Annotated in this window: 15 protein-coding genes and 1 pseudogene; 13 read left to right on the top strand and 3 right to left on the bottom strand. The window is 64.6% G+C overall.

Annotated elements, in window-relative coordinates:
- Window positions 1-38 precede the first annotated feature (38 nt).
- From EDF48_RS07580 to EDF48_RS07535, 10 genes are all read left to right on the top strand, one after another.
- The gene (locus tag EDF48_RS07580; protein WP_165932348.1) at window positions 39-1,973 is read left to right on the top strand and encodes an AAA family ATPase; all 1,935 of its coding nucleotides are present in this window, start codon (window positions 39-41) and stop codon (window positions 1,971-1,973) included.
- A complete protein-coding gene (locus EDF48_RS07575; protein WP_131879116.1) occupies window positions 1,954-3,132 on the top strand; it encodes a restriction endonuclease in 1,179 nt (392 codons plus the stop codon). Before EDF48_RS07580 ends, EDF48_RS07575 begins: the two co-directional genes overlap by 20 nt.
- An 861-nt stretch (window positions 3,133-3,993) precedes the next feature.
- Window positions 3,994-4,176: a hypothetical protein gene (locus tag EDF48_RS07570; RefSeq protein WP_131879114.1), complete on the top strand. Its 183-nt coding sequence runs from the start codon at window positions 3,994-3,996 to the stop codon at window positions 4,174-4,176.
- Window positions 4,173-5,282, top strand: a complete 1,110-nt coding sequence (locus EDF48_RS07565; protein ID WP_131879112.1) for a hypothetical protein — start codon at window positions 4,173-4,175, stop codon at window positions 5,280-5,282. The genes EDF48_RS07570 and EDF48_RS07565 overlap by 4 nt, the downstream gene beginning before the upstream one ends.
- Window positions 5,282-5,752: a hypothetical protein gene (locus tag EDF48_RS07560; RefSeq protein ID WP_131879110.1), complete on the top strand. Its 471-nt coding sequence runs from the start codon at window positions 5,282-5,284 to the stop codon at window positions 5,750-5,752. The genes EDF48_RS07565 and EDF48_RS07560 overlap by 1 nt, the downstream gene beginning before the upstream one ends.
- 615 nt (window positions 5,753-6,367) lie before the next feature.
- Entirely contained in the window at window positions 6,368-8,692 is a 2,325-nt protein-coding gene (locus EDF48_RS07555) for a hypothetical protein (protein WP_131879108.1), read from the top strand.
- A gap of 315 nt (window positions 8,693-9,007) precedes the next feature.
- Window positions 9,008-10,354, top strand: coding sequence for a hypothetical protein (locus tag EDF48_RS07550; RefSeq protein ID WP_131879106.1), 1,347 nt, complete (start codon window positions 9,008-9,010; stop codon window positions 10,352-10,354).
- Between the two features lie 278 nt (window positions 10,355-10,632).
- Window positions 10,633-12,258: an AAA family ATPase gene (locus EDF48_RS07545; RefSeq protein WP_165932347.1), complete on the top strand. Its 1,626-nt coding sequence runs from the start codon at window positions 10,633-10,635 to the stop codon at window positions 12,256-12,258.
- A 171-nt stretch (window positions 12,259-12,429) separates the two neighbouring features.
- Window positions 12,430-13,047: an ImmA/IrrE family metallo-endopeptidase gene (locus EDF48_RS07540; RefSeq protein WP_165932346.1), complete on the top strand. Its 618-nt coding sequence runs from the start codon at window positions 12,430-12,432 to the stop codon at window positions 13,045-13,047.
- A 286-nt stretch (window positions 13,048-13,333) separates the two neighbouring features.
- Window positions 13,334-14,119, top strand: coding sequence for a hypothetical protein (locus EDF48_RS07535; protein ID WP_165932345.1), 786 nt, complete (start codon window positions 13,334-13,336; stop codon window positions 14,117-14,119).
- On the opposite strand, the gene EDF48_RS07530 is transcribed toward EDF48_RS07535, so the two are convergent.
- Window positions 14,116-14,520 (bottom strand): hypothetical protein, encoded by a 405-nt coding sequence (locus EDF48_RS07530; protein ID WP_131879098.1) that lies wholly within the window; start codon window positions 14,518-14,520, stop codon window positions 14,116-14,118. The genes EDF48_RS07535 and EDF48_RS07530 overlap by 4 nt on opposite strands.
- Before the next feature lie 506 nt (window positions 14,521-15,026).
- Between EDF48_RS07530 and EDF48_RS07525 the strand changes: the two genes are divergently transcribed.
- The 3 genes and pseudogenes from EDF48_RS07525 (at window position 15,027) to EDF48_RS07515 (ending at window position 22,424) form a co-directional block, all read left to right on the top strand.
- Window positions 15,027-17,786: a DNA methyltransferase gene (locus EDF48_RS07525; protein ID WP_207913232.1), complete on the top strand. Its 2,760-nt coding sequence runs from the start codon at window positions 15,027-15,029 to the stop codon at window positions 17,784-17,786.
- Between the two features lie 191 nt (window positions 17,787-17,977).
- A pseudogene (locus tag EDF48_RS19390) lies at window positions 17,978-19,156 on the top strand (DUF4011 domain-containing protein); the annotation flags it as partial.
- Between the two features lie 466 nt (window positions 19,157-19,622).
- Window positions 19,623-22,424 (top strand): DUF3320 domain-containing protein, encoded by a 2,802-nt coding sequence (locus EDF48_RS07515; RefSeq protein WP_165932344.1) that lies wholly within the window; start codon window positions 19,623-19,625, stop codon window positions 22,422-22,424.
- 533 nt (window positions 22,425-22,957) lie between these two features.
- Here EDF48_RS07515 and EDF48_RS07510 read toward each other — a convergent pair.
- Window positions 22,958-23,983 (bottom strand): MupG family TIM beta-alpha barrel fold protein, encoded by a 1,026-nt coding sequence (locus EDF48_RS07510; RefSeq protein ID WP_131879092.1) that lies wholly within the window; start codon window positions 23,981-23,983, stop codon window positions 22,958-22,960.
- Window positions 23,983-25,536: a PTS transporter subunit EIIC gene (locus tag EDF48_RS07505; protein WP_131879090.1), complete on the bottom strand. Its 1,554-nt coding sequence runs from the start codon at window positions 25,534-25,536 to the stop codon at window positions 23,983-23,985. Before EDF48_RS07505 ends, EDF48_RS07510 begins: the two co-directional genes overlap by 1 nt.
- Window positions 25,537-25,569 lie beyond the last annotated feature (33 nt).

Raw genomic sequence — 25,569 nt, 5'->3', positions numbered from 1 at the left:
AGGGGCAGTCGGATTTCTTCTGGGGCTCCGCTGGTCTGGTGCACGCGGGGTTCCTGACGAAGCCGGTCCGCGGCGAGTGGCACGTCACGGACGACGGGCGTCGCAGCTCCGCCGATGCCGTGCCCTTCGAGCAGTTCCGTGAGGAGCTCAACGAGCGGCAGCGTGCTTTTCAAAGGGCGCTCCGGGAAGACCGTGAGGTGCGTCTCCGGACCGAGATCCTCCCGCCCGACAACCGCGCGGAGCTCGTCCGAACGACGAGCCAAATGTTCGTCGAACGAGGTCTCCGTGCGCTCGACTCCGTGTTCGCGCCGGGTCGCCAGGTCTGGCGGGCTGACGTCGTCGCCGAGCTCCAACGATGCTTCCTCGGGCAGCCAGACGTCGATGGAGTTGATTTCCTGGACAAGCTGGGACGACAGTTCGACGATACGTCTGACGACGCGAAGCTCCTGATGGCTGAACTCATCGGTTGGCAGGTGCTCCCCCTGCAGAACCCTGGTGAGAGGAAGAAGCGGCAGCGCGTCGAGTTCCTCCTCCAACGTATGGACCACCCCGTCACGATCCCGGCAGAGATCAATGATGCGTTCCGCGCCTGGTCCTTCAATCCGGGAACTGCGATGTCGGTCCAGCTCTACCGAGCGCTGTCCATCGTCGTGCACTGTGCCGCGAAGTGGATTGGACTCAGCCCAGAGGCGCGCGAGCACGCACTGGACGATCCTTGGGCCTGGCGTGACCTCGTGGACGGCCTTCCCGGTGCCTCGTTCCCCACGCAGCGCAACGAATTGCTCTACCTCGTCCACCCCGGCGTGTTCGGCGAGGTCATCTCGGGCACAGCACGCGATGCGATCCGCCAGGCCTTCGCCGGCGAGGTCGAGGGTCAGGCCGACGATGACCCCGATGCCCTGTTCCAGCAGATCGCGATCGCTCTGCAGGGGAAGGTCAAGGGGCCCGCGAAGTTCTACGAGGAGCCGTTGCTCGGCAGGTGGCAGCCGGTAGAGCCGAAGACTGTTCAGAGGGATGACCAAGAGCGGGAAGAACTTGACGACCCCGTCTCCGTCCCGGTGTCGGAGCCGATGATCCGGACGCAGTTCCCATCCGTCGGGGCCACGCTCGCCGACTCTCTCCACATGCCCGAGACCTGGCTACAGGACACCCTCGACCTCGTCGAGCGTCGCAAGCAGGTCATCCTCTACGGCCCGCCTGGCACCGGGAAGACGTTCCTCGCGCAGGCGCTGTCGAAGCACGTGACGGACGGCACCGACGGCGAGACGACCATCGTGCAGTTCCACCCGACGTACTCGTACGAGGACTTCTTCGAGGGCTTCCGCCCCGTCGCCAACGACGACAGCGGCAACCTCGCCTTCACTCTTCGGAAGGGACCACTCCGGCGCCTCGCCGACGCGGCCGCCGCCAACCCGGAGGCGAACTACTTCCTGGTCATCGATGAGATCAACCGCGGCAACATCGCGAAGGTCTTCGGCGAGCTGTACTTCCTGCTCGAGTACCGGGACAGCGAGATCTCCCTGCTCTACAGCGACGAGCCATTCACCCTGCCGAGCAACATCTTCGTCATCGGCACGATGAACACCGCGGATCGCTCGATCGCGATGCTCGACGCCGCCATGCGGCGCCGCTTCGCGTTCATCGAGCTGCACCCGGAACGCGCCCCCGTGGAGAACGTGTTGACGCGTTGGGTGGCGGCCAAGGGCCTCCAGGACGATCGTGCCGACCTGCTGACGCGACTCAACGCGCAGATCCAGGACCACGATGCGAAGGTCGGGCCATCCTTCCTGATGCGCGATCTCGCCGGGACCGGTCTGCAGGACGTGTGGCGGTACGAGATCCTGCCGCTCCTGGCGGAGCACCACTACGGCGAAGGCGTCGACCTGGAGGCACGGTACGGCCTGGCAGCGCTGCGTCGCCGGGCGACGCCTGCGTCGGCGGACGGGGCCGAGGATGCTTCCGTCGACGATTGAGCTGCGGGAAGCGGACCAGCCGGTCGTGCACCGGCTGCCGCGGGCGGTCGCCGTCGGGCTCGCGGCGGCGAACATCGCGACCGTCGCGCCCACGCTTGGAGAGGACGAGTACCGCGTGAGCGGTGTCCGGAAGGTCGGCGTCGTCCGGATCGCTGGTCACACGGTGTGGCTGAGGCCGAAGACGCCAGTGCGGCGGCTGTTTGCGATGCTCGGGTACGCCCGTGCCGGGAGCGCGATATGGACGGAGGACGACTTCGGGTTCGAGGAGGACGTTGACCTCGTGCCGGCGTTGGCGCACGCGTTCGTGCGGCAGGCCTCGCGGGCGCTCGCCGGAGGACCGCTTCGCGGGTACGTCACGCACGAGGATGCGCTGCCGCTCGTGCGTGGCCGGTGGCGCATCGGAGACCAGCTGACGCGGCGGGGTGGGCAGCCGCTGCCGGTCGAGGTGTCGTTCGACGACTACGTCGAGGACATCACGGAGAACCAGGTGTTGCTGTCCGCAGCGACGCGGTTGTTGCGACTGCCGGGTGTGCCGGCCGATGTGCTCGGCGCGCTGGGGCGGATCATGCGGGTGCTCGACGGAGTGACGGTGATCCCCGTCGGGGCGCCGGTGCCGGTCGTCCGGCCGGATCGGCGGAACGCGCGGTACACCTCGGCGCTCGCTCTGGCATCGCTCGTGCTGGCGGGGTCATCGGTCGAGCAACGCGCCGGGGCCGTCGTCGCGTCCGGATTCCTCGTCGACATGTGGTCGGTGTTCGAGGACTTCGTGTCGGCTGCTCTGCGCGAGGCCTTCAAGCCGCACGGGGGAGTGCTGGTGTCGCAATACCAATCCACCCTCGACGTCGAAGGGACGGTGAAGATCGCGCCTGACCTCGTGTGGCTCGTCGACGGAGAGGTGCGGGCGTGCATCGACGTGAAGTACAAGGTCGAGAAGCACGGGCAGTACCCGAACGCTGATCTGTACCAGATGGCGGCGTACTGCCGGAGGTTCGGGTTGGACGAGGGATGGCTGGTGTACGCGGCCGGGGAGTCGGAAGGGCGCTTGATTGATGTGATCGCTGGGCCCGTGATCCGACTACATGCGTTCGAACTGAACCGATCGCCACTCGTACTTGCTGAGTACCTGTCTTCCTTGGTTCTCGAGAGGAGAGTGGGTTGACTGCGTCTCATGTCCCGGAGTCGCCTGGTAGATGGTTGCGGTCGCTCGCGGTGCATCGCGCCGCTCCTCTGCGGCTAGGAGAGCCGCAGGATGTCCTGAGCTGATTCGGCCCGTCGGCGACCCTCGACACCGTAAGATCCAGGTTCGAATCCATAATGAGCGTTATCGGCGGAAGGTGCTGCGGAGTGGCGGCTACGCACCAAGGCGAGACGACGCCGCATGTCCGCACGCTGACGAGGGCCCGCTGGTGACTACCGGAACGCCCGGAAGGTCCGCTAAATTCAGATGATGATTCTTCAGCAACGACACACAAAGCTGAGCGCTGGCTCAGTGTGGTTGCAAGGTATGCACCAGGGCGAGACGACGCAGGATCAGTCCTGGCCTAGCGCTCTCTTTCTGAGGCTCGGCTCCCGTCACCACGAGATGCCGAGCGGCTCGACGACAAGTGCGACGGAGCAAGCGCTACATTGGCCCTCGTATACGTACTTCAGCATCAACTGCCCATATCCAAAGTTCGAACTTCGGGTTGTGGTGTATCGGGGGCTAGAGGCGGAGCACCCAACCGCTCAGGTCACCCCGTTCGACTCGGGAGGGATGTGGTCGGGAAAGATTCCTCTGGTAGGCGTGACCCGGCCGTCCGACGCGGAACGTAAGCAAATCATCAGCGATCATACGATGAGCATGGGCATCGCACTTCCGGCTTATTGGGATTGGGTGAATGCTACGTACGACGAGCGGGGACTGTACGAAGATAGGAAACGGCCACATGCGGCTTTCGCTCTTGAAGTCGATTTAAGTCGCACGAAAGACGCTCGAGCCTGGAGTTGGGAGGCCCGGGTGCTTGCAACGGAGCCTCCGCCGGTGACCGCCCTGCAGGTCTACCTGTCTGAAGAGGACGCGCTCGTCTACCAGGAGTGGGTCGACGACTCCCTGACCGACGAGGCGTACGCTGACCACGATGAACTGCTCGCGCAAGTTCTCAACGTCTCTGCGAACCCGGTAGATACGATGCTCAGAGACCTGACGGCAGGGAGGTTCGCATGACGACTGACATCGTCGGTTTCGTAGCCGACCTCGAGAGCTCGGGCTCACAGATCTGGTCTGCGATGCCCGTCGTTGAGGAGGAGGGGCATCTCTCAGTGATCGCAACTCCCAATCAGGAGAGCGAGAATCACCGACTCGCCGCGTCCTGGGACGACCCCGGAGTGCATCGCCTTCCTAACGGCTCGGGCAAACCCTTCAGCCCGGACGACGGAGAGCAACGAGTGGCAATCGCCACCGTCGCCTTTCTGAGGAAGCTCCTGGGTCGCGCTCGATGGTCGCTACTGACGTCGGATATCAGCTCACGTTGGACTGAGATCGAGTCCGGGCATTACGTTTGCGTGATAACCAGGGAACGGTTTGACGATTTACGAACGCAGGCACAAGCGCAGCTCATCCCAACGTTCCTCGGTGCGGCCAGGGATGAAACGGACGCGGTCAGGCGAGAAGCGTTCGAGCTATACCGAGCACTGGCTCCCCGGCAAACGGTGGAGTATCTCGCAACTCTCGCGGCTTTCTACTCTAGTGAGGGCCTCCTTGATCGAGTTGCTCGGCTCGAGCGTCGCGCCGTCCGAGACGGAATTGATCCCGAAGTGCTCTGGCGGACGCAGAAGATTATTGAGGAGCAACGAGAGACGCAGGCGGAAAGGACCGCTGAAGGACCCAAGCAGGTCACGCAGGCCATTCGCGGCATTGTGGAAGGTGTGGAGGCAGCGCGTCCAGATGTAGCGCCGGTGACTGTCCTCCACGAGTTAGGGCTGTCTGTGGGGGAGCGTGAAAAGTTTAGTTCTCTTGACCGCTCAGTCTCAGTGGGCGACCTCGCGCACCTTTTGCATGGTTATGGGTGGGTCCTTAAAGTATCTGCTCGTCCAGAAAGCGATCTTGAGGACCTAGATCCAACGACTCAGGGGAGGCTCGAGCATTACGTCATTTCCGATCATCGCCGCATAGGAGATGAGCCGGCTGAAGGCTGGAAATACTCGGTGCATCATACATCTGCGTTGAAAACCAGGAGCGTATTTGATGCGACGATTGCTTTGGTCGCATCCAATGATACCGTAGCGGCCACAAAGACGTTCTTCAATCACAAGCCGAAAGCGTTGAGTTGATGACTCGCTTCTTCCCCTTCACGATAGACGTGCGTGAACTGACGCTCACGCAACTTGCTGCTTCGCGTATCGACGACGTCGAAACGAAGGGGCCTCGGTCGGCGACGGTGTCATTTACCACCATTGATGTCGAGCGTCTCGACGATGGCTTTGCTGTTGCCACGTCGTACGAGGTGTCCCTGACAAATGTCACGGGCGAGCAGTTTGCTTCACTCAAGTCGCAGTACACCATCTCCTTCGTGACTAGCGAAAACGTTCCGGAAGATTTGGATCCCGAGAGTGAGGCCCGATTGCAATTGGCTGCGGCGGAAGTGACGCATCCCTATCACCGCCAGGCATTGCTTGGACTGACTCAGCAATTCGAGATACCGAGTTTCCGCCTCGCCGTTCAGTTCCCCCGCGCTGACTTCGTAGAATCGTTCTTCGCTCAAGCCGAGCGCGAGCAAGAGCAAGTGCAAGACGAGCGTTGAACGATCTGTAGAATCGTGGGCCGCTTGAACGCAGATCCTTAATTGGTTCAGCGGGGATAGTCGAGAACCCGCGGCAGGTACACCGATCGTCTCGCCGTCAATAATCCGGACGATGGCATCACGTTCAGCGAGCGTGGCGTGACCGCTGTACGGATCGAACCTCTGCGGCAAATCGGTGCGACGGTCGATAGGTTCCTTCGGCCCACGTGGCCGTCGGACGGTGACGAACTGGCGCAGGTGGGCGAGTGTTCGCCGCGAGTAGATGTCCTAAATTCCGCTATCGCGTCGTGCCCGCCAGATGCGGAACCACCGAGGCCACGAGAAGTCGAGGGTCGGTAGCTAACAGTTGAGCGTGACCCGCGAGTCCGTCCTAAGCTTCGCTCCGGGAGCGAAAGTTGCTTCTCCGTTTCCGGAAGCACCTTTGTGATCGCACCGCCCGGCCGAAGCTCTCTGGACTGAGGGACGGTTGTCGTAGGTGCATGCGAAGGTTGGGTAGTCCTCGTTGTTACAAGCCTGGAGATTCCCTTGGCTCGCCGAAAATCTGCCGCTCCTGCCTACCAACTGCTAACCGCTTCTAGCGCCGCGAACGAGCAGGTAGCTGCGGCGTTCGAAAGTATGGCACCTCTCTTTGAAGGCGCAAAGACGCACGCCGACGTTCTCGTGAGGGCTCGGGAAGAGCTCGACCGTTCATTGCAGTCGCTGGAGGGGCTCATTGCGCAGAGCAACGCCTTCGACCTCCTTGGTCTTGTTCGGATGTACACGGTGCCACCCACTCTGGAGGGGTACCGGGAGAGTGAGTCGCAGAGCTCGCCGGCGACTTTGGAACTCGTGGCTTCGATGATTCGACACCGAGCTGCTGGCGATGACGCGCCTGCACCGGATCCTTCGACCGATCCTGGAGAGATCGTCATTGCGGCAGAGCGGGCAATCGATGCTCACCTGTGGCTGCTGCTGAGCGAGTCAACCGAGGGTCACCACCCCCTCGCTGTGCTCGCTGGACAGTTCCGCATGACCGAACTCCGTGTACGAGGGCGGCAGTACCAGTCGGTGCAGTCGACAGTCGAAGACGAGCTCTTTGGAGTCGCGGCGGTGTCAGAGCTCATGGACCGGCATCTCGGATTCTCGTACAACGACCTCCAGCGCGTCCGCGTGGCGTTCGGCGAGCAGTGGTCGCAGAACCGGAGCGGTTCGCTTGAGGAGTTGCATCGGCTGTACGAAGAGCACAAGGACGACGAGCCGACCGATGAGCTTCGCGCTCAGCTGCAAGCGGCCATGGACACCGCCATGTTCAAGCCAGGGGTCTCGATGACTGTGACTGCCGAAGAAATCTCCCGGCGCTCAGGCCTATCCAGCGAGACATGCACCTCGGTGCTGGACGCGTTCGCGCTGCCCTTCGACACAACTCGCACCCCGATTGAAGCTGCGCAAGCCTTTCTCAGGGGCGACAACGAGCTGTTGCTCCGCAACCTTTTGAAGGACTCTAGGGGTCGTTATTTCGGAGTCGGGGGTGATCTCGGTATCGACGGCCTTCGTCCCATCTTTGAGGAAGCGATCAAGCCAGTCCAGAAAGCGTGGGACCGGTACCAGAAGCACCGAGGCGTCGTAGCGGAGCGTTTGGCGGCGCGGCATCTGCAAGCGGTCCTTCAACCGGATCGTTCGTACGAATCGATCAAGTATTTCCGACCGATCTCTGGAATGGAGGCTGACACGCTGGGCTCCGCTTGTGACCGCCCGGCCACTCATGGAGAGCCAGCAGAAGCCGATCTCTTGATGGTCATCGATGACATCGCCATCTGCGTGGAGGTGAAGGCGGCCGCAATCAGCACCAGCGCCCGCCGCGGAAGCGTCCTTCGCCTCGCAAAGGACCTCGAGAAGACGGTTGGCGACGCTCGAAGTCAGGCAGATCGGCTAGCTGACCTCATCGAGCGGAATCACGGGCTCTGGGTACCCGACGAAGGCTGGCTCGATCTGAGCGAAGTGCGCGAGGTTCGTTCCATCGCCGTCACGCTCGAAGACTTGAGCTCCTTGAACTGTTCGCTCGACGCGCTCGTGCGCGCTCGGGTCATGCCCGCAGGACGCCTGCCTTGGGTTGTCTCACTACACGACCTCATCGTCACCACGCGGATTCTCGACCGAGCATCCGAGCTTCTGCTCTATCTGCGCCGCCGCACAGATTCCGAAGTTGCGACGCGCTACTCGGGGATCGACGAGCTCGACTTCGTGATGCTCTTCGTCGAAGGTCAGCTCTGGGTGGATCTCGACCCTGCGGTCATGCATGCGAAGTATCCGAAAGCCCCACGGCTCACTGGTGCCGACCGTGCCCGGTACAGGAAGGAGGCTCAGCTCACTCGAGTGGGAACGCACACCGACGACCTTGATGCCTGGATGTACCACACCGACGGCCTCATCGACGCTCCGGCGGAGCGGCCCAGCTTCCGAAGCGACGACGGGATGGACGAGCTTGTCGACGCGCTTGCTGCGCACCGTGGGCAGGGGTGGCTGTCCACAAGTACCGATCTTCTCAACGGCTCGTCCGAGCAGCGAGCTTCCATCATGAGCAGCATCACCAAACTGCTCCGTGCAGCTCGAGGAGATGGCAAGCGCCACAGCTTGTTTGTGGCGCTGCCGGGGCCCTGGGGATTCAGCGCTGTCGTCTTCGGCACCGGACACGGTGCTCGTGATAGCGGTGCGCTCGCTGCACTCTCTGACTACGCCGCCGCCAAGCAGTATCAACTGGAAGTAGATAGGTGCTTGACCGTTTTGTTCAACGCGGAGGGAGCCGTCTTGGACACTGCCTACCAGGCGTCGAGGATTCCGAAATCTGCGGAGATGGAGCTGCGAGCGACTCAGATGGGCTTGCAGGATCCGCCAGCCGGGGTGCGCAAGCCGCCGCCTTACGCCCGTCGGACCAGTCGGCGACTTCGCGGCCGGTCTCGGTGAGCTCGCCGAAGCGAGCGTGTGCGGATGAGTGGCGCCAGCCGGGTAGCGCTCGTCCGCCGCACGGTCAGTTGCTGCGACCGTTCGCGGCCGCCCGCGCCGACGCCGAGCCCGTCGACGTCGGCCGGAGTCCGTGGAACCGGATCCCGATACCCGTGGAACGCCCGTCAGCACCGGGATCCACGATCTGCGCCATCACTGGCATCCGCGAATAAGCCGAACACCTCTTATCGGCTAGCCGCGGACTCTTCGACCCGGCGGATTCACGGACGTTGAAACGTCGGCGGCTCAAAATACGATTGCTCGGAAGGGGGAAACTTGCTCACAACCCGCGAAATTGCTTCGCTCATTCTGCTCGGGGCCGCGCTCATCGCGCTGCTCTCCTGGCCCTCGACGCGTAGTGCCCTCCGCGAAGGATCGGGTTCGATCGTACGGGCCTTACATTGGAAACTGGTAGTGAGTTTTCTTGCGCTCTTGTGCTGGATTGCAGTCTGCCTCCGTTTAGGCTCGCTCGTAGCGCTGTGGGATCTGAGTCTGCTGAAGGACTCGATCATCATCACGCTCACCTTCGCCATCCCGATGATGTTCCGCATACCGAAAGCGGAGACGGGCGGGGCTATAGTGCGTCGGTTGGCGCTCGATGCGCTGGGCTTCGTGGCTCTTTTCGAATTCTACGTGAACGTCGAGCCGTTGTCGCTGGTCGGAGAACTCCTGCTTCAGGTCGTAGCGACCGCTCTGGTAATGCTCAACAGCGTGGCTGCAACAAGGCGGGAATGGGCATCGGTGCGCAAGGTCACTGGCGGCCTGCTCTCGGTGATCGGCGTGGGTCTCGTTCTCTGGACCACCGCCGCGATCATCCGGGACCGAGATGCGCTAGACTGGGTCGGCCTTTTTCGTTCCTTCCTCCTCGGCGTTTGGCTGCCGGCACTCCTGCTTCCGTTCTTTTACGGCGCCGCTTTCCTGATGGTGGCCGAGACGGTATCTGTGCGGTTGCGTCTTGTCTCGAGTGCGACGCGGTTGCCAATTCGAGTGCACATTGCCGTTCTCTTGGGGCTCCGAATGCGCGTGAAGCTCGCTTCGCGGTTCATTGGGCGGTACAACCAGGTTGCGACGTCGCGCTCATTCCGGGAGGCCTCGTCCTTCATGCGCACGTTTCGCCGTGAAGTTCACGAGCAGGACGAAGCAGAGCGTCAGCGGCTCGCGACGCTCGAAGCGAACACGGGGCTTGCCGGCGTGGACGCGAACGGAGCGCAGCTCGACCGTCGAGAGTTTCACGAAACCAAGGAGCGTCTGCGGTGGGTCAGTGTCTGCGAGATGGGACGATACGAAGGGAACGACGATCGCTACTGGAGTGATGCGGATGGCCTGACGGACACCATCGTGGATGCGTTGAAGCACGGCCTTCCGGCGGAGCACGGCATCACAGTGCAGACCGCCCCAGACGCTCAGCGTTGGCGCGCCTGGCGTGTTCTTCCGAGTGGATGGGTGCTCGCTATCGGTGGTTCAGGGTGGAGGAGCGAGTGGGTCTACGCAGGGCCCAATGCTCCGGGATCCTGGCCGGGAGGTGATGACCGGCAATGGGTAGACGCTATGACGGCACCCGAGCTTCCGCCCGATTGGGGGAGGTCGGATGCTCCGGCTGTGAGAGCGGTGCGAACGATCTAACGACCATGCGCACTGGAGCGAGTTTGGGTCGCTTCTGAATGTGGCGCTTGCCGTGGCTGAACGTGACCGGGTGTTCGAGGACAGGCGGAACGTGCGTCCGTGACGTTCCGAGAGCACGCGGGGTGTCCTCAGTGAACGCAACCCGCAGCAGACCCTTCCTTGGGCGGCAGGCGCAAGGCGGTGCAATGGGCGGGCTGGGCAACTCGGTCCGCCGGGAGGAGCGAGCCGTAAGCACTAATGGTTACGCTAGCTTTCGATCAACTTCCCGAGGAGGGTCCGTGCGCGTCGCGAAGCTGCAACTGAACGGTTTTAAGCGGTTCACCAACACTATGATTTCAGGTCTGCCGACGACCGCTCGACTGGTGGTCCTCGCTGGCCCGAACGGCGTCGGCAAATCCAGTCTCTTCGACGGATTTCGCACCTGGCAGACCGCGCACGGTGTGAGCTCGTCGATCGGATGGGACGAGTCGTACGGCCTTAAAGTGGGGACGCCGGCGATCTCGTGGCCCAACCACATCCAACTCGACTTCCATGAGGGCGAACCCACGGACACTCTCGCCCAACAGCGGAGCGTCTACATTCGGACCGCGTTCCGGAACGAGGCAGACTTCAACATCTCGACCTTCAGTCGCTTGCCAAGTCCCTTGGCTGCTCCGCGAGTCGGTCGCCTCGTAGACGCGGACATTAGTGTGTCCGAGAACTACCAACGCATGGTGATGCTCACGCTCGACAGTGTCTTCGACAGCGTCGTTCCTGACAGCACTAGCAAGGGCGAGCTGCGTGACCGGCTCATAGGCTCGGTCGCCACTGCCCTCCGCCAGGTGTTTCCGGACTTGGAACTGACCGGAGTGGGAGCCATCGGAGCTGGAAGCGAGCAGCAGGGCTCGTTCTACTTCAGGAAGGGCGCGTCGGACGGGTTTCTGTACAAAAATCTGTCTGCCGGGGAGAAAGCTACATTTGATCTCCTGCTCGACATCGTCGTCAAGCGCGAGTACTTCAACGACACGATCTGGTGCATCGACGAACCCGAGGTCCATCTGAATACCCGCGTGCAGGCCACCTTGCTGCAGGTGATTCTGGAGCTGCTGCCCGACAGCTGCCAGCTCTGGCTCGCCAGCCACAGCATCGGGTTCATGAAGGCAGCGTGGGACCTTGCGCAGGCGGACCCTTCGAAGGTCGTATTCATCGACCTCGACGGGCACAACTTCGACGAGTCGGTTGTGGTCGAACCAGTCGTGGCCGACAGAGCGTTTTGGGCGCGCACCCTCGATGTCGCGCTCGGCGACCTGGCAACGCTACTGGCTCCGAGCGAGGTCGTGCTCTGCGAAGGTCGCCCACCGAGCAACGAGCGGGATACGACAGCAGAGTTCGACGCCGCCTGCTATCGCCGCATCTTCGCGACGACCCACCCAAACGTCGACTTCCTCTCGGTCGGAAACTCGGCGGACGTCTCCACCGATCGGCTCGAGGTAGGTCGAGCAATCCAGACCATCACCACCGGCACGAAGATCACCCGAGTGCGCGACCGCGACGACCTGAACGCTGACGAGGTGCAGCAGTTACAGCGGGACAACGTGCGGGTCCTCAGCAGGCGCCACATCGAAGCCTTCCTACTCGACGATGAGGTGCTGCGGAAGCTCTGCGAGCAACTCGAGAATCCGGGTGCGATCGATGATGTCCTCGCGATCAAGCGGCGCGCGATCGCTGAGGCGCCGTCGCGCGGCATCGACGAAGACAACATGAAGAAATTTGCTGGCGGCATCTACGTCGAGCTTCGTAAACGCCTGGCAATTCGCGGCGGCGGTAGCACGTGGCAAGCGTTCGCGAAGACCACGCTCGCCCCACTGATCACGCCCGAGCTTGCCGTCTTCGCAGAGCTCGAGCGCGACATCTTCGGAGCCTGAGGCACCGCACCGCTACGGCGCTGTTGGGGTGGATCGCACGGCCAGGTCTTCAGAGCGCCCTCGAGGTGACCAGCAGCATGGCAGATTGGCGCGACAGAAACCATCATCGTGGTTCGGATAGGCGGCTCGAGGGCACCCGCCGCGCAACCCAAACGTTGTGTTCGAGACCTAGTGACTAGCGCCGAGGGTGCCGGAGTGCTCATCGTCGCCCGCCCGCTCGGTACCGCGTCACAGGACGCGGTGAGCACCTGGCCCACCGGCGGGAAGCCGATGATGCTCGTCAACAGCGGTCTCCCCACCGACCGGCTTCGGTTCACGGTGGCGCACGAACTCGGCCACCTCGTCATGCACCACGCGCCAGCCGACAACCAGGAAGAGGAAGCGAACACGTTCGCCAGCGAGTTCCTCGCCCCTGCCGAGGAAATCCAGCCGGACCTCGTCGGGCTCGCCGCCGGCGACATGGGTCGACTGATGCAGCTCAAGACCAAGTGGGGGATGTCGATCGCGGCCCTGATCCGCCGGGCCTACGATCTCGACCAGATCGACGAGGCCCGATACCGCGACTTCCACATCCGCCTCAGCCGGCTCGGCTGGCGGCAGATGGAGCCGGGCAACCTCCCGCCGGAGTCGCCGCGGCTGATGCACTCCGTCATCTCCGCCCTGCGCACGCAGGAGCACCTCGACATCGAGGCGCTCGCGTTCGCGGCCCTGATGACGCCTAAAGAGTTCGGTCGGGTCTTCCTTCCGGACGAGCGTCCCGACGCGAAGGTGGTCGTACATAGTGCCTGAACCGCTCTCCATGTTCACCCCGCCACCCCTCGCCGGGTCAGCGACGCTCGCGCTGCAGGCGTCCGCCGCGGAAACCGACCACGCCGCTGAGCTGCACGCCGCGCACGGTTTCAATGTCGTACTCACGGCCTCCACGGACCCTCGACGGAATCCCGCGGCGACACTCGAGCGGCAAGCGCGACGCTTCGTTGAATTGACTGGGCAGACCCCGGAACTGGACGCAAACCGGTACGCCGGCAACGCGCGCTCCCTCGGCGCCACGCCGCTGGACCGCGCCTGGTGTGAGATGCAGGGACCCCTCGGCGTCCGTCGTGTGCTCACCAACGGCGGCTACATCGACAGCGACGTCCGCGACGTCGCCGCGGCAATCCGCCTTGCCGAGGACATGCAACACGTCATAGACGCACCCATCATGGCCACGATCGCGATCAACTCCACGCTCCTGCGCACGGAACCGGACGCCCTCGTAGACATCCTCGGCGGCGCCCGGGTCGCCGTCGGCCTCGCGCTCGGGAATGCCGGCGACCCGCTGGCGGCAAAGAGCACCGTCGGCTCCCTGATCCGGGTGCTTGCGCTCGGGAACGTGGAGCCGCGCCGCGTTGACCTGTCCGGTATCGGCGCACTCGCTTTTGGTGCACCGGGCGCCGCGATCGGCACCACCGCGACCCTTCGCCACATCTACCCGATGCAGAACGGCGGGTACGCCCCATCGCCGTACCCGTCCATCCTGGTGGAGAAGTCACTGACGTGGAAGACGCAGGACCGGGTAATGGACGCCGCCGCGGTGTACGACGACGACGCGTTCTGGCTCTGCGAGTGCGACACCTGCTTCGGCCGTCGGATCGACCACGCGCTGCGGTTCCAGGCGGACATCGTCGCGCACAACTTCGGTGTCATCGCTCGCATCGCGCGGAGGGTTCTCGGCAGCTCCGACCCGGTCGCCACGTGGATACAGATGTGCGCCGCGGCGCAGAGTTACTCGTACGAGATCGACTCGTCGGGTCCAAACTGGGAGCCGCAGGGATTCCTCGGTGCCTGGTGGGCGAACCAGCCGACCCGCGTCGGCGCCTAAAAACCGGCTAGGTGTAGGAGTTGATCCTGGCGTTCCGCCCGCCACCAGGGCGCCAACCGGCCGACCCGTGGATGCGGTTCTGGACGCACGAGGGAGCGCACTGCGCCGTCCGGCTCTGCCGCGACGACCCCGACGCCCTGCATGTCCAACTCGGCGATGTCGAAGAACAGGTGCGGCGCCGCCGGCGGCAGGAGCACCACCGTTGGCCCGTAGGCCCTCAGGGGAAGCAGTTCCCGCAACGCCTGGCGTGGCGGAATGACGCTTACCAACGCCAGCTGCAGTACGTCAGCACGCTCGGCGACGTGCGCTCCGTTCAACACCGGGAACACCAACGACCCCGACAACCGCGTCAGCGGCAACATCAGCGGGTTGTCGACGTGCGCTGCTGCCGCCGTTGTCACCCAACGCGCTGGGTCCTCGCCCGACCAGTGACTCTGAACACGTCGAGGAAGCGCGGCGCGCGTTAGTGCCCTTGCCATCGCCTCACCCCTGCTGCCGAGTTCCTGCGCCTCCCGCGGAACTAGGTCGGACTCTAGTCGGGGCTACCCACGCCGACCACATCCGCGAGTGCGCCGGGCGTGTTCTAGCGTCCTCGTTAGAGCTGTGGAACGAATCCCCGAAACCCGTGGAACGCCCGGAACTACTGGGATCCTCGATCCGCGCCAGCACTGGCATCCGCGAATAGACCGAACACCTCTTATTGGCGTGCGCCATGCCCGTACCTGACAACTCGTAGAGCGGCGCAGAAGATCCGGCGCGCGGTCGACAGGAGGGCCTTTCGCATGCGCAGCCGCGGAGCAAGACGCGAGATTCATTCGCCGTTCAGGTACGGTCGTTTCAGGCAGCGAGGCTGTTTCGTCGCCACGGACGGTGACCGAGACGCCCGCACGGGTGAGGGGTAGTGCTGGTGGCGACCACGTCGTTGAACGAGATCCGCAAGCAGGGCGCGAAGTTCGTCTCCGAGTGGAAGGACACCCCAGGGGAGGAACGGCAGTGGGCGCAGTCGTTCGTTCGTGACCTCCTCGCCGTGTACGGCATCACGGAGACGAAAGCGGCGTCGTACGAGCTGCGAGCGAAGCGGTCCACGACCGGCGGCGGCGGGTACATCGACGCGCTCGTGCCCGGGCTGGCGCTCATCGAGATGAAGTCTGAGGGCAAGGACCTCGTCAAGGCGGAGCAGCAGGCGTTGGACTACATCGACGCGCTCACCGATGCGGAGGCACCCCGTTGGGTCATCACCTCCGACTTCAAACGGTTCCGGGTCCTTGACCTCCACAACCGCACCGAGGGCGCCATCGAGGAGTTCACCCTCCTCGACCTGCCGGTGAAGGCCGACAAGCTCGCGTTCCTCGCTGGCTACCAGACCCGGTCGTTCGGCTCAGCGGAGCAGGAGACCGCTTCGGTTCGTGCGGCGAAGATCATGGCGTCGCTGTACGAGACGCTGGAGAAGTCCGGGTACCCCGATCATGAGGCGTCGGTGTTCCTCGTCCGCGTGCTGTTCTGCCTTTACGCCGACGATTCCGGCCTCTGGGACCGCGATCTCTTCCAGGAGTTCGTCGAAGACCGCACCCGCGAAGACGGCTCCGACCTCGGCCCGCAGCTTTCAATGTTCTTCCAGGTGCTGAACCAGAAGACCAAGCCCGGGCACCTCGACGAAGCGCTGCAGAAGCTGCCGTACGCGAACGGCGGGGTGTTCGCTGAGCCCATCAGCATCCCCGCGTTCGACTCCGAGATGCGGACGAAGCTGCTCGACGCGTGCGGGTTCAACTGGTCCGGCATCAGCCCCGCCATTTTCGGGTCGCTGTTCCAGGCGGTGAAGGATAAGAAGTCCCGCCGGCAGCTCGGGGAGCATTACACGACCGAGACGAACATTCTCAAGACGCTCGGGCCGCTGTTCCTCGACGACCTCCGCGACCGGTTCGCGCACCAGCAGCACTCCATCCAGGAGCTTAAGAAGCTGCGCCGTCACCTCGGCGACCTGCGCGTCCTCGACCCGGCATCCGGCTGCGGGAACTTCCTCCTCCTGGCATATCGGGAACTCCGAGCCCTCGACCTCAGTATCCTCACCCGGCTCCGGGAACTCGGCGACACCACCGAAGTGCCGACGATGTTCTTCACCCGCGACGACCTGGTCGTGAAGCCGGAACACTTTTTCGGCATCGAGATCGAGGAGTGGCCGGCTCGCATCGCAGCGACCGCGCTGCACCTCGCCGACCACCAGGCGAATCAGGCCATGTCCCTCGAGCTCGGCATGGCACCGGAGTCCCTGCCGCTCGGCACCATCGGAACCGTCCGCGTTGGCAACGCCCTCCGCACCGACTGGTCGCACATCCTCACCCCGACCGCGGACACCATTATCGTCGGGAACCCGCCGTTCAAGGGGCACCGAGGACGAAGCGACGAGCAGGCCGCTGACCTCCGCGCCGTTTGGGGTCGTGACGATATCGGCCGACTCGACTACGTCACAGCCTGGTACAAGAAGGCGGTCGAGTACTTCGACGGAACCGTCGGCGGACGGTTCGCATTCGTGTCGACAAACTCCATCGCCCAAGGAGAGCCGGTGGCGACACTGTTCGCACCGGTGTTCGCCGCGGGCTGGCGGATCCGGTTCGCGCACCGCACGTTCCTGTGGACGTCGGAAGCGCCCGGCGCCGCCGCGGTCCACTGCGTCATCGTCGGCTTCGACCGTGGAGGCCGAACGGCACCGGCACCGCGGCTGTTCTTCTACGACACACTCCGCGCCGACCCGCGAGCAGAGGCGGTGAAGTCCGTGAACGCGTACCTCGTCGATGGACCGAACCTCCTCGTAGAACAGCGCCGCACCGTCCTCGCGCCCGACCTTCCCGCCGTGACGATGGGGAGCATGCCGCGAGACGGGAAGAACCTCCTCATCGAACAGGACCAGTACGCAGAGGTCGCCGCGGACCCCGTCGCGATGAAGTACGTCCGCCCGTTCGTCATGGGAGAGGAGTTCATCAACGGGGAGCAGCGCTGGTGCCTGTGGATGACCGACCTAGACCCGAAGGACGTGCAACGGTCCCCGGTCCTCAAGAAGCGCCTCGACGGGGTCCGTGAGATGCGGAAGGACTCAAAAGCGGAGTCCACCCGGAAGATGGCGCTCACACCGCACCTGTTCGGGCAGCGCTCACAGCCGACAACGCCGTACCTCGGCATCCCGAAGGTGTTCACTGAACGGCGCCTTTGGGCGACCGCTGCACGACTCGACGCGGACGTCATCGCGGGCGACAAGGTCTACAAGGTCGATGACCCGGACGGGCTCGCGTTTGCCATCATCTCGTCGTCCATGTTCATCACGTGGCAGAAGACTGTCGGCGGCCGCCTCAAATCGGACCCGTCATTTTCTAACACCCTTGTGTGGAACACGCTGCCGCTGCCAAAGGTCACCGATTCGGTGCGGCAATCTGTCATCGCCGCCGGGAAGAGGGTACTCGAAGCGCGGGAACTGCACCCCGGCCGGTCCCTCGAGGACGCATACAACCCGGACGCGATGGACCCGAAACTCATCGCAGCGCACCACGCGCTTGACCGAGTTGTCGACAAGGCGTTCGGTGCGCGGAAAGCTCTCGACTCGGAAGCTGATCGGCAGCGGGTGCTGTTCCAACGGTTTGAAGAGCTGACCGCTGCGGGGCAACTGCCGCTGAAGTAGTCAGCGAAGGACACGCCCCCCGCCGATCGGGACGCGTGCGGTCAGTCAGTGTCTCGACCAGAATGGGAGGATCGCTCGAAGCCGCTGAGCGGACCGCGCCTATCCTCGGGCGCGAGTCGGTGAGGGGCGTCAGGCACCCCGCTCGGGGGTGAAGGAAAAACGGACGGACGATCGTTCGAGAGGCAGGAGCATTGGCGTTGGACTCGGAAACTGGCAAAGCGGACCGAGCGATCACGCAATGGCGCGACTCTCTCCTAAACCTTTCAGGCCGGAATCGACTGCTGAACTACCGGCCAACTCGATCGTCGACGATCGAGTACTCGAGGCACTCCGCGGCCGAGGTTTTCGAGTTGATCGCAGCGGAGAGCCTCACGTTCACGCTGGGCACACGGGCGGACGAGCGCAACGCCGGGTCGGTTGCCGACGACGAAGAACTGGCGACGTCCGACGTCGAGGGCGCCGTGCTTGAGCAGCTCCGCGAGTTCGACTTTGAGCAGCACCGCGGACACCTGTTTACCGACAAGACGCAGCGGGACGTCGACCGAGCCCTCCGGAACCTAGCAGCAGCGTCCAAGCGTGAGTTCATCGACAAGGGTCTGCGCATCCTGTACGTGGCGCTCGGCGAACTGCGATGGGTCGACGGCGCCGGCGATACCCGCCGCAGTCCGCTCCTGCTCGTGCCAGCCGAGCTCGCCGCGCCTGGGCCCAGGGAACGAACGTACGTCCGATTCTCCGACGACGACTTCGCAGTGAATCCGGCGCTGTCTCTGCTTCTTGCGCAGGAGTACGGCATCGAGCTTCCGTCCGCCGACGACCTCGAAGCGGAACTCGAAGCCGACGGGGTCCAAGCAGTACTGAATCGTCTGGCATCGATGAACTGGCCCGACGGCTGGGAAGTGCACGACTTCGCGGCTCTGGCCGCGTTCATGTTCGCCAAAGAAGCCATGTACCGCGACCTGCTGGACAACGCCGACGCGGTCGCGAACTCCGACCTCGTTCGTGCCCTCTCAGGCGCCATCCCGCCCGAACAATCCGAGTTCGTATTCGACCCTGCCGGCGACGACGTCATCGACGTCGTCGCCCCACCAGAGACCACGCCACTGGTCCTCGACGCGGATGCAAGCCAACGAGCAGCGATTCACGCCGCGGTCGCGGGGAAGAGCTTCACGCTCGACGGACCACCTGGCACGGGCAAGAGCCAGACCATCGCAAACATCATCGGCGCTCTTATCGCTGAAGGTCGAAGCGTGCTGTTCGTGTCTGAGAAGGCGGTGGCCCTGGACGTCGTCCGCAACCGCCTCACCGACAAGGGCCTCGGTGCATTCCTGTTCGAACTACACAGCAGCAAGGCTGTTCGAAAAGACGTCGCCCGGCGACTCGGCGATGCACTCGGAGCTACGCCGGTCCCGCCCGCCGGCATGAGCGCGGTAAAGCTCGGGCAACTCGAACAAGCGCGGAGGGACCTCAGCGACTACGCCGAGGCGGCCAACGAGATCCGCCAACCCTTGGACGTCACCTTCCACGACATTCTCGGCCGACTCGAACGAGACCGCACCGACCAGGTCGGACCGCCGCGGGGTGGAAACGGGGCAGGACTGACCGGAGCTAATCGACCGCCGATTCCTCAACCTGCACGCGCTCACGGACATCCCGTTCGTCGACGAACCACAGACACGACTCGCCACTGGCGACCCCGTCCATCGCCACGAACTCGCCGCACTCGCCGACCGGCTCGGAGACGACCTCCGACACTGGCACTCCACCGTCAGCGACGTCCGCAAGTCCTTCGTCGAGGTCGCCGCCGAATTGGAGGAGCAGCTACGGCGCTTGCGGCCCGTGCTGGAGTTCGTCGCACTGCAGGCAGACGTGCTCGGCCCCAACGCGAGCATCGATCGCCACATGCACGCCGCTCGGCTGCGCGTTCAACTCGAATCCGCCACCGCCGCGGCGGCGCGCTCTTGGGGCGACGTGCTCGCAACGGCTCCGGAAGACTCGACTACCGGAACATCGTTGGACCCCGAACCGGACGCGATCCGCAGGCACATCCACTGGGCACGACGTCTCCTCGACGCCGCCACGACAGTACCGAACCTCCGCCGCCTCGAAAGTGCACAGATCAATCTGCTCCGGCGCACGCATCCGCACATTGACATCAAGGGCGTGGCGGACGAATACCAGCAGGCCAGCGAAGGACTGTTTGACAAGTTCGATCAGCCACGACGCGACGAACTCCGGCGAGCGTTCGCCGACCTCGGTTACGCCGCCGAATCGGTCGCCCGACTGCGGGCTGACCTCGACGGGGTGGACGCGTGGTTCGACCTGCAACGCTCGATGTCAAAGCTCGAAAGCCACGGCCTTGGCACATCCGTCCAACATGCGCTTGCGGAAGATCTGCCGAAGGCCTCGGTCGCGGCATTCCTGACCGAGACGGTCCTCCGCGGCTGGATCGAGGCGCAAATTCAGTCCGACCCCCGATTGGCTGCGGGATCCGGAGCCGATCGCGACGAACTCGTCGCCCAGTTCCGGGAGCTCGACTCCGAACTCGCGAAGACCGCCGTCACCAGGATCGTCGAGTCCGCGTCCGCCCGTCGGCCGCGGTCGGCGAGCGGGCAAGCCGCAATCATCCGACGCGAAGCGGAGAAGAAGCGCAAGCACATCGCAGTCCGGGAACTTATCGGACAGACCAAGGACGTCGTACTCGCACTGCATCCGTGCTTCATGATGAGTCCCCTGGCGGTGTCGCAGTACCTTCCCGCCGAGCAGCTGTTTGATGTCGTCATCTTCGACGAGGCAAGCCAGGTGCTGCCAGGCGATGCGATCAATTGCGTCTATCGGGGAGCCGCACTCATCGCAGCGGGCGACCAAAAGCAGCTGCCACCCACCTCGTTTTTCGAAGCGAACGCCGACGACGGGGACGAAGACGGCGACGAGGACCTCGCCAACGACTTCGAGTCGATCCTCGACCTGATGAAGTCCAGTGGCGCCTTTACCGCACAAAGCCTCCGCTGGCACTACCGCAGCAGGCACGAGCACCTGATCGCCTATTCGAACGCCTCCTTCTACGACTCCCGGCTCGTCACGTTCCCGGGCGCCGTCGCCGAGAGCGCCGACGCCGGCGTCCGCTACTTCAAGGTCGACGGCGTCTATCGGAGATCGGCCGGGCGCGACAACCCAATCGAAGCGCGACATGTCGCCGAACGTGTGCTGCATCACTACACGACCCGACCCAACAAGAGCCTCGGGGTCGTCGCGTTCTCCACTGCGCAACGCGACGCCATCGAAGCGGCCGTCGAGCTGGCCCGCTCCAACCGGCCGGACCTCGATGCGCATTTCGACGAGAACCGCGTGTCCGGATTCTTTGTCAAAAGCCTCGAGTCGGTGCAGGGCGACGAACGCGACGTGATCATCTTCTCCACCGGCTACGGACCCGACGAACACGGAAAGATCTACCGTCAGTTCGGGCCCGTCGGACGTGCCGGCGGGGAACGACGACTGAACGTGGCCATCACCCGTGCGAAGGAACTGGTCGAAGTCGTCACTTCGATGAGCGCCGGCGACATCGGCGAAGCCACCTCCGCCGGCACTCGGCACCTGCGGCGCTACCTCGACTTCGCAGAGCGAGGACCGGCGGCGCTCGCGATGGAACTCGGTCCGTCCGGCCTCGACACAGAATCGCCCTTCGAAGACTCGGTCGTGGATTTCATCCGCGGCCTCGGCTTCGACGTCCAACCACAGGTAGGCGTCTCCGGCTACCGGATCGACATCGGCGTGAAGCACCCGAATTTGGCCGGAGCGTTCATGATCGGGATCGAATGCGACGGCGCGATGTACCACTCGAGTCGCGCGGCACGAGATCGCGACCGCCTTCGGCACCAGATCCTTGAAGGCCTCGGATGGAATCTGCACCACATCTGGGGTACCGCCTGGTACCGGCATCCCGACCGTGAGAAGGAGCGGCTCCGGCAGATCCTGGAAGGACTCGCAGCCCAACCCGTCGTCGGACGAGTCGTCGCCGATGAGCGGCAAACTCCGACGCCTGTGGTCGTGGACGTGGTGGAGACGCCTTTGGACGCGCCGCCGGGTTGGGTCACGGAGTATCAGGTCGGGCGTACGACCCGCGTCCCTCCTCAAATCGATCTGAGCGATCCGCTCAATGCCCCTGCGTTGATCCCATTCGTCCAGGCGATCGCCGGAGCCGAAGCGCCGTTGCACACGGACGTACTCGCGCAACGGTTGCGCGAGCACTCCGACTACGGGCGAATCGGCTCTCGTATCCGAGGAACACTCATTCTCGCTGTGCGGCAAGCCGGCCTCGCCACCGACGGGATCTTCGTGCGGAACGGACGCGACGACACGGCCGTTGTCAGAAGTGGAGGGGCGTTCGTTCGATCCGTCGATCAGATCCCGGACGACGAGCTAGGTCGGGCGCTGGAACTGCTCACGCAGGACGCGGTCGTGATCACCGAAGATGCCCTGGTGACGCAAGCAGCTGCGCTGTTCGGGTGGAAACGCATCGGAGGGGACATTCGAACACGGCTGCTTGGCATCATCCTCGCTCTCTTGCGAGAGAGGCGACTGGAAGAGACCGATGGTGGTCTCAAGCGTAGCCAAGCGGCCTCGCCGGATACTCGTCGTTGAGCCGCCATGCTGCCTGCCGCAGCCCTCGCGGTGTGCAAGCTCGCACCGGAGCGCCAGCTCTTGAGGTCGAGCATTTCCTGACGCTTTTGTGGCACGAGACGCGATTGCGTGCGGACAGGGTTTGCTGGCTCAGTTCGAGGCCCCAACCCCGCGCCGAACAGCCCAGGCGACGCTTCTGAACGCCTCCGACTTCCACGTCGTCCAGATCATCGAACTCGACGAGAGGTTGGTAGAACTCGATTTCGTTCCCGTTCGACGGACCGCCAGTGAGGAAGTCAGTCAGACCCGTGAAACGCCGGTAGGGACTGCGATGCGGTCCGCGTCAGCCCTTGCCTAACTGGGCACGGCCGAGTTGATGGTCCACGCAGGCCCGAAGCGCCGGTGACCTCGGTGGTAGAAGCCGGGAAGCACCTCCAGGCCTGCATGGGTGTCCATCAGCCGGACCGCTCAATGCGGTCGCCGTGAGACATCTGATTCTCAGCGTCGCATCAGCTCGGCCAAGATCGAGGAGCTGGCAAGAAGCGGATGACGGGTCAGCGGAAGCGAGTTGTGAGGGAACGAGCTCCGACCGACGGTAAAGAGACATCGACCATCCCGAGGAGAGCGACACGATCGTCTGCCGGCAGATCCCGCAGAATGATCGCAACCTCTCCGCAGTACCTCCCCGCTGACGCCACCTGCACGGTGACCGAACCCGCCGGCCTCGGCTGCCCACCGACCTCGGGCAACGGCAGCCTGGCGAACCGCTCCCGCGAATGCTCCAGCCGGATCATGGCCTCAGCCGCATCAGGGCGGTTCCGATCGGGGACCGCCAGCGCCTCGACGACCTCCGGGTGCACACCCGTCGCAGCAGTACCGTCGAGCACGACCACGTTGTCGCGGACGAACGACCCCAACCGCGACCACGAGTGATCGGTCAGCGCCGGATCCCCGACGTACACATCGTCCACGCCTGCATCGACGAGTTCGAGCGCCTGGAACAACGGCGGCATGGTTCGGTGCCCCTCGACGGTCGGCAGCCCTTCGCCGAGCGGCCCACGCCGCACGGAGTCGCCGGCGATGAACGCCCCGACGCGCCAGCCGAAGGACCGGGCGACAGCGACAGACGAAGCCACTGACGGCAGCGCCAGCCCAGTCCACTCCCGAGGGTAGAAGTTGTGGATCAGCTCGACGTCCAGGTCCGCGAACGGCGCCAGATCGGCGGCCCGGAGCGTGCTCGCGTTGAGGGCGATCGGCATGACGGCGGCGATCGAGAGGATCTCAGGGACCGGGATCCCGAAGTCGATCCGGACCCGAGCCACTCCGATCGACCGCAGGAAGTCCCACGGCGAATCCCCGAGCAACCGAGCGGTGTTCGGGGAGACATCGGCGACGACGGACAGCCCCGAGGACGCAGCAGCCGACACGAGCGCGGTCGCAGCGGCTCGGGCACCCGAGGGCGAATCCTCCGGGATGTGCAGCGAGGTGAACGCGAGCGTCGCACCCGCGGCCGCGGCGGCCTCGAAGGTCGGGCCAGCCAGCGGACCATGCGCCAGGTACGCGCTCGCGCCCAACCGCATCAGCGCGCAGCTCCCACGGAGTCAGTTGGCGTGACCTGCACGTCGAGCGGGGCGTCCGGAGCGACGGGGTCGCCGGACGGTGCGGACGACTGCGCCTCGAGGTCGGCTCGCACCGAGTCGGACACCCCGAACAGCAACGTTGCCACGAACCCGACGACGTACGCCACGATGAGCCCCGACCCGTACCCGAGAAGGGCCCACCCGTACCCGGACGAGCCGTTCAGCAGCGGGATGAGCGACAGGTCCGATGCGCCGATGGCGATCGCCCCGACGGAGTGCCCGAGCTGGTCGAACAGCCCGACGACACCGCCACCGAACGCCCCACCGATGCACGCTGTGATGAACGGCCGACCGAGGGGCAGCGTCACGCCGTAGATCAGGGGCTCGCCGACGCCGAGGAGCCCGGCAGGTAGCGCGCCGCGGATCGTGCGGGAGAGGGCCTCGTTGCGACGGAAGCGCATCCAGAGCGCGAGCGCCGCACCGATCTGGCCGGCACCGCCCATCGCCAGGACGGGCAGCAGCACGGTCCACCCGGTCTGGTCGATCAGGGTGGTGTGGATCGGCGTGAGGGCCTGGTGCATGCCGGTCATGACGAGCGGCAGGAAGAAGCCTCCGAGCACAAAGCCGGCGAAGGCCCCACCGTTCGCGAGGAGCCAGGTCGCAGCAGTCCCGATCGCGACCGACACGACACCGGCAACGGACATCAGGATCCCCAGCGTCACCGAACCGGCAACGAGCACGGTCACGGTCGGGACGACGATGAGCGCGATCACGTCCGGAGTCACGCGCCGCATGAACCGCTCGACGTAGGCGGCGAGGATGCCGCCGGCCATGGCGCCGAGCACGCCGCCCTGCCCGGGAGCCAGGGTCTCGCCGAACACGGTCACGTTCGCGACACCGGCCGCGACGATGATGCCGCCGACCGCACCACCGAGGATGGGCGTGCCGCCGAACTCCTTCGCGGCGTTCATCCCGACGAACACGGCGAGCAGCGACAGGAAGCCGGACGAGAGCACACCGAGGAACGGCGTCACTCCGGGCACCCACCCGAGGTTCGTCAGGATGCCGTTGATCCCGGCGATCAGCCCGCAGGCGATCAGCGCGGGGATGAGCGGGATGAAGATCGCCGAGATCTTCCGGATCGCGCGCATGGTGCGGCCGTCGGAGCGGGACCGCGCTGACGCCTTGATCGACGCGCCGCGAGCGGCGAGCTCCTCGGGTGACGCACCGGACGCACCGGATGCACCCGACGCGGCAGCGGCACTGGATGCACCAGCCCCACCAGCCGCAACCGACGGGGCGGCCGCGCGCAGGGCCTCCAGGTCGACGGCCACGCGGTCGACGAGGCCCGGGCCGAGCACGATCTGCAGGTTCGAGCCGGCCGCCAGCGCGGCCATGACGCCGTCGGTGGACTTGAGCTCGTCGAGCGCGACCGCGTCGGTGGACACGACCTCGACCCGGAGTCGGGTCATGCAGTTCTCGACGTCGGCGATGTTCGCGGAGCCTCCGACGGAGTCGAGGATCTGCTGGGCGAGTTGCTGTGCATCGGGCATTGCTGTGCTCCTCGGGGGAAGGAATCGAGCGGA

Origin of the sequence: Curtobacterium sp. PhB191, assembly GCF_004346515.1 — a bacterium.
GTDB lineage: Bacteria > Actinomycetota > Actinomycetes > Actinomycetales > Microbacteriaceae > Curtobacterium.
This window is presented reverse-complemented; position numbering and strand designations above follow the sequence as displayed.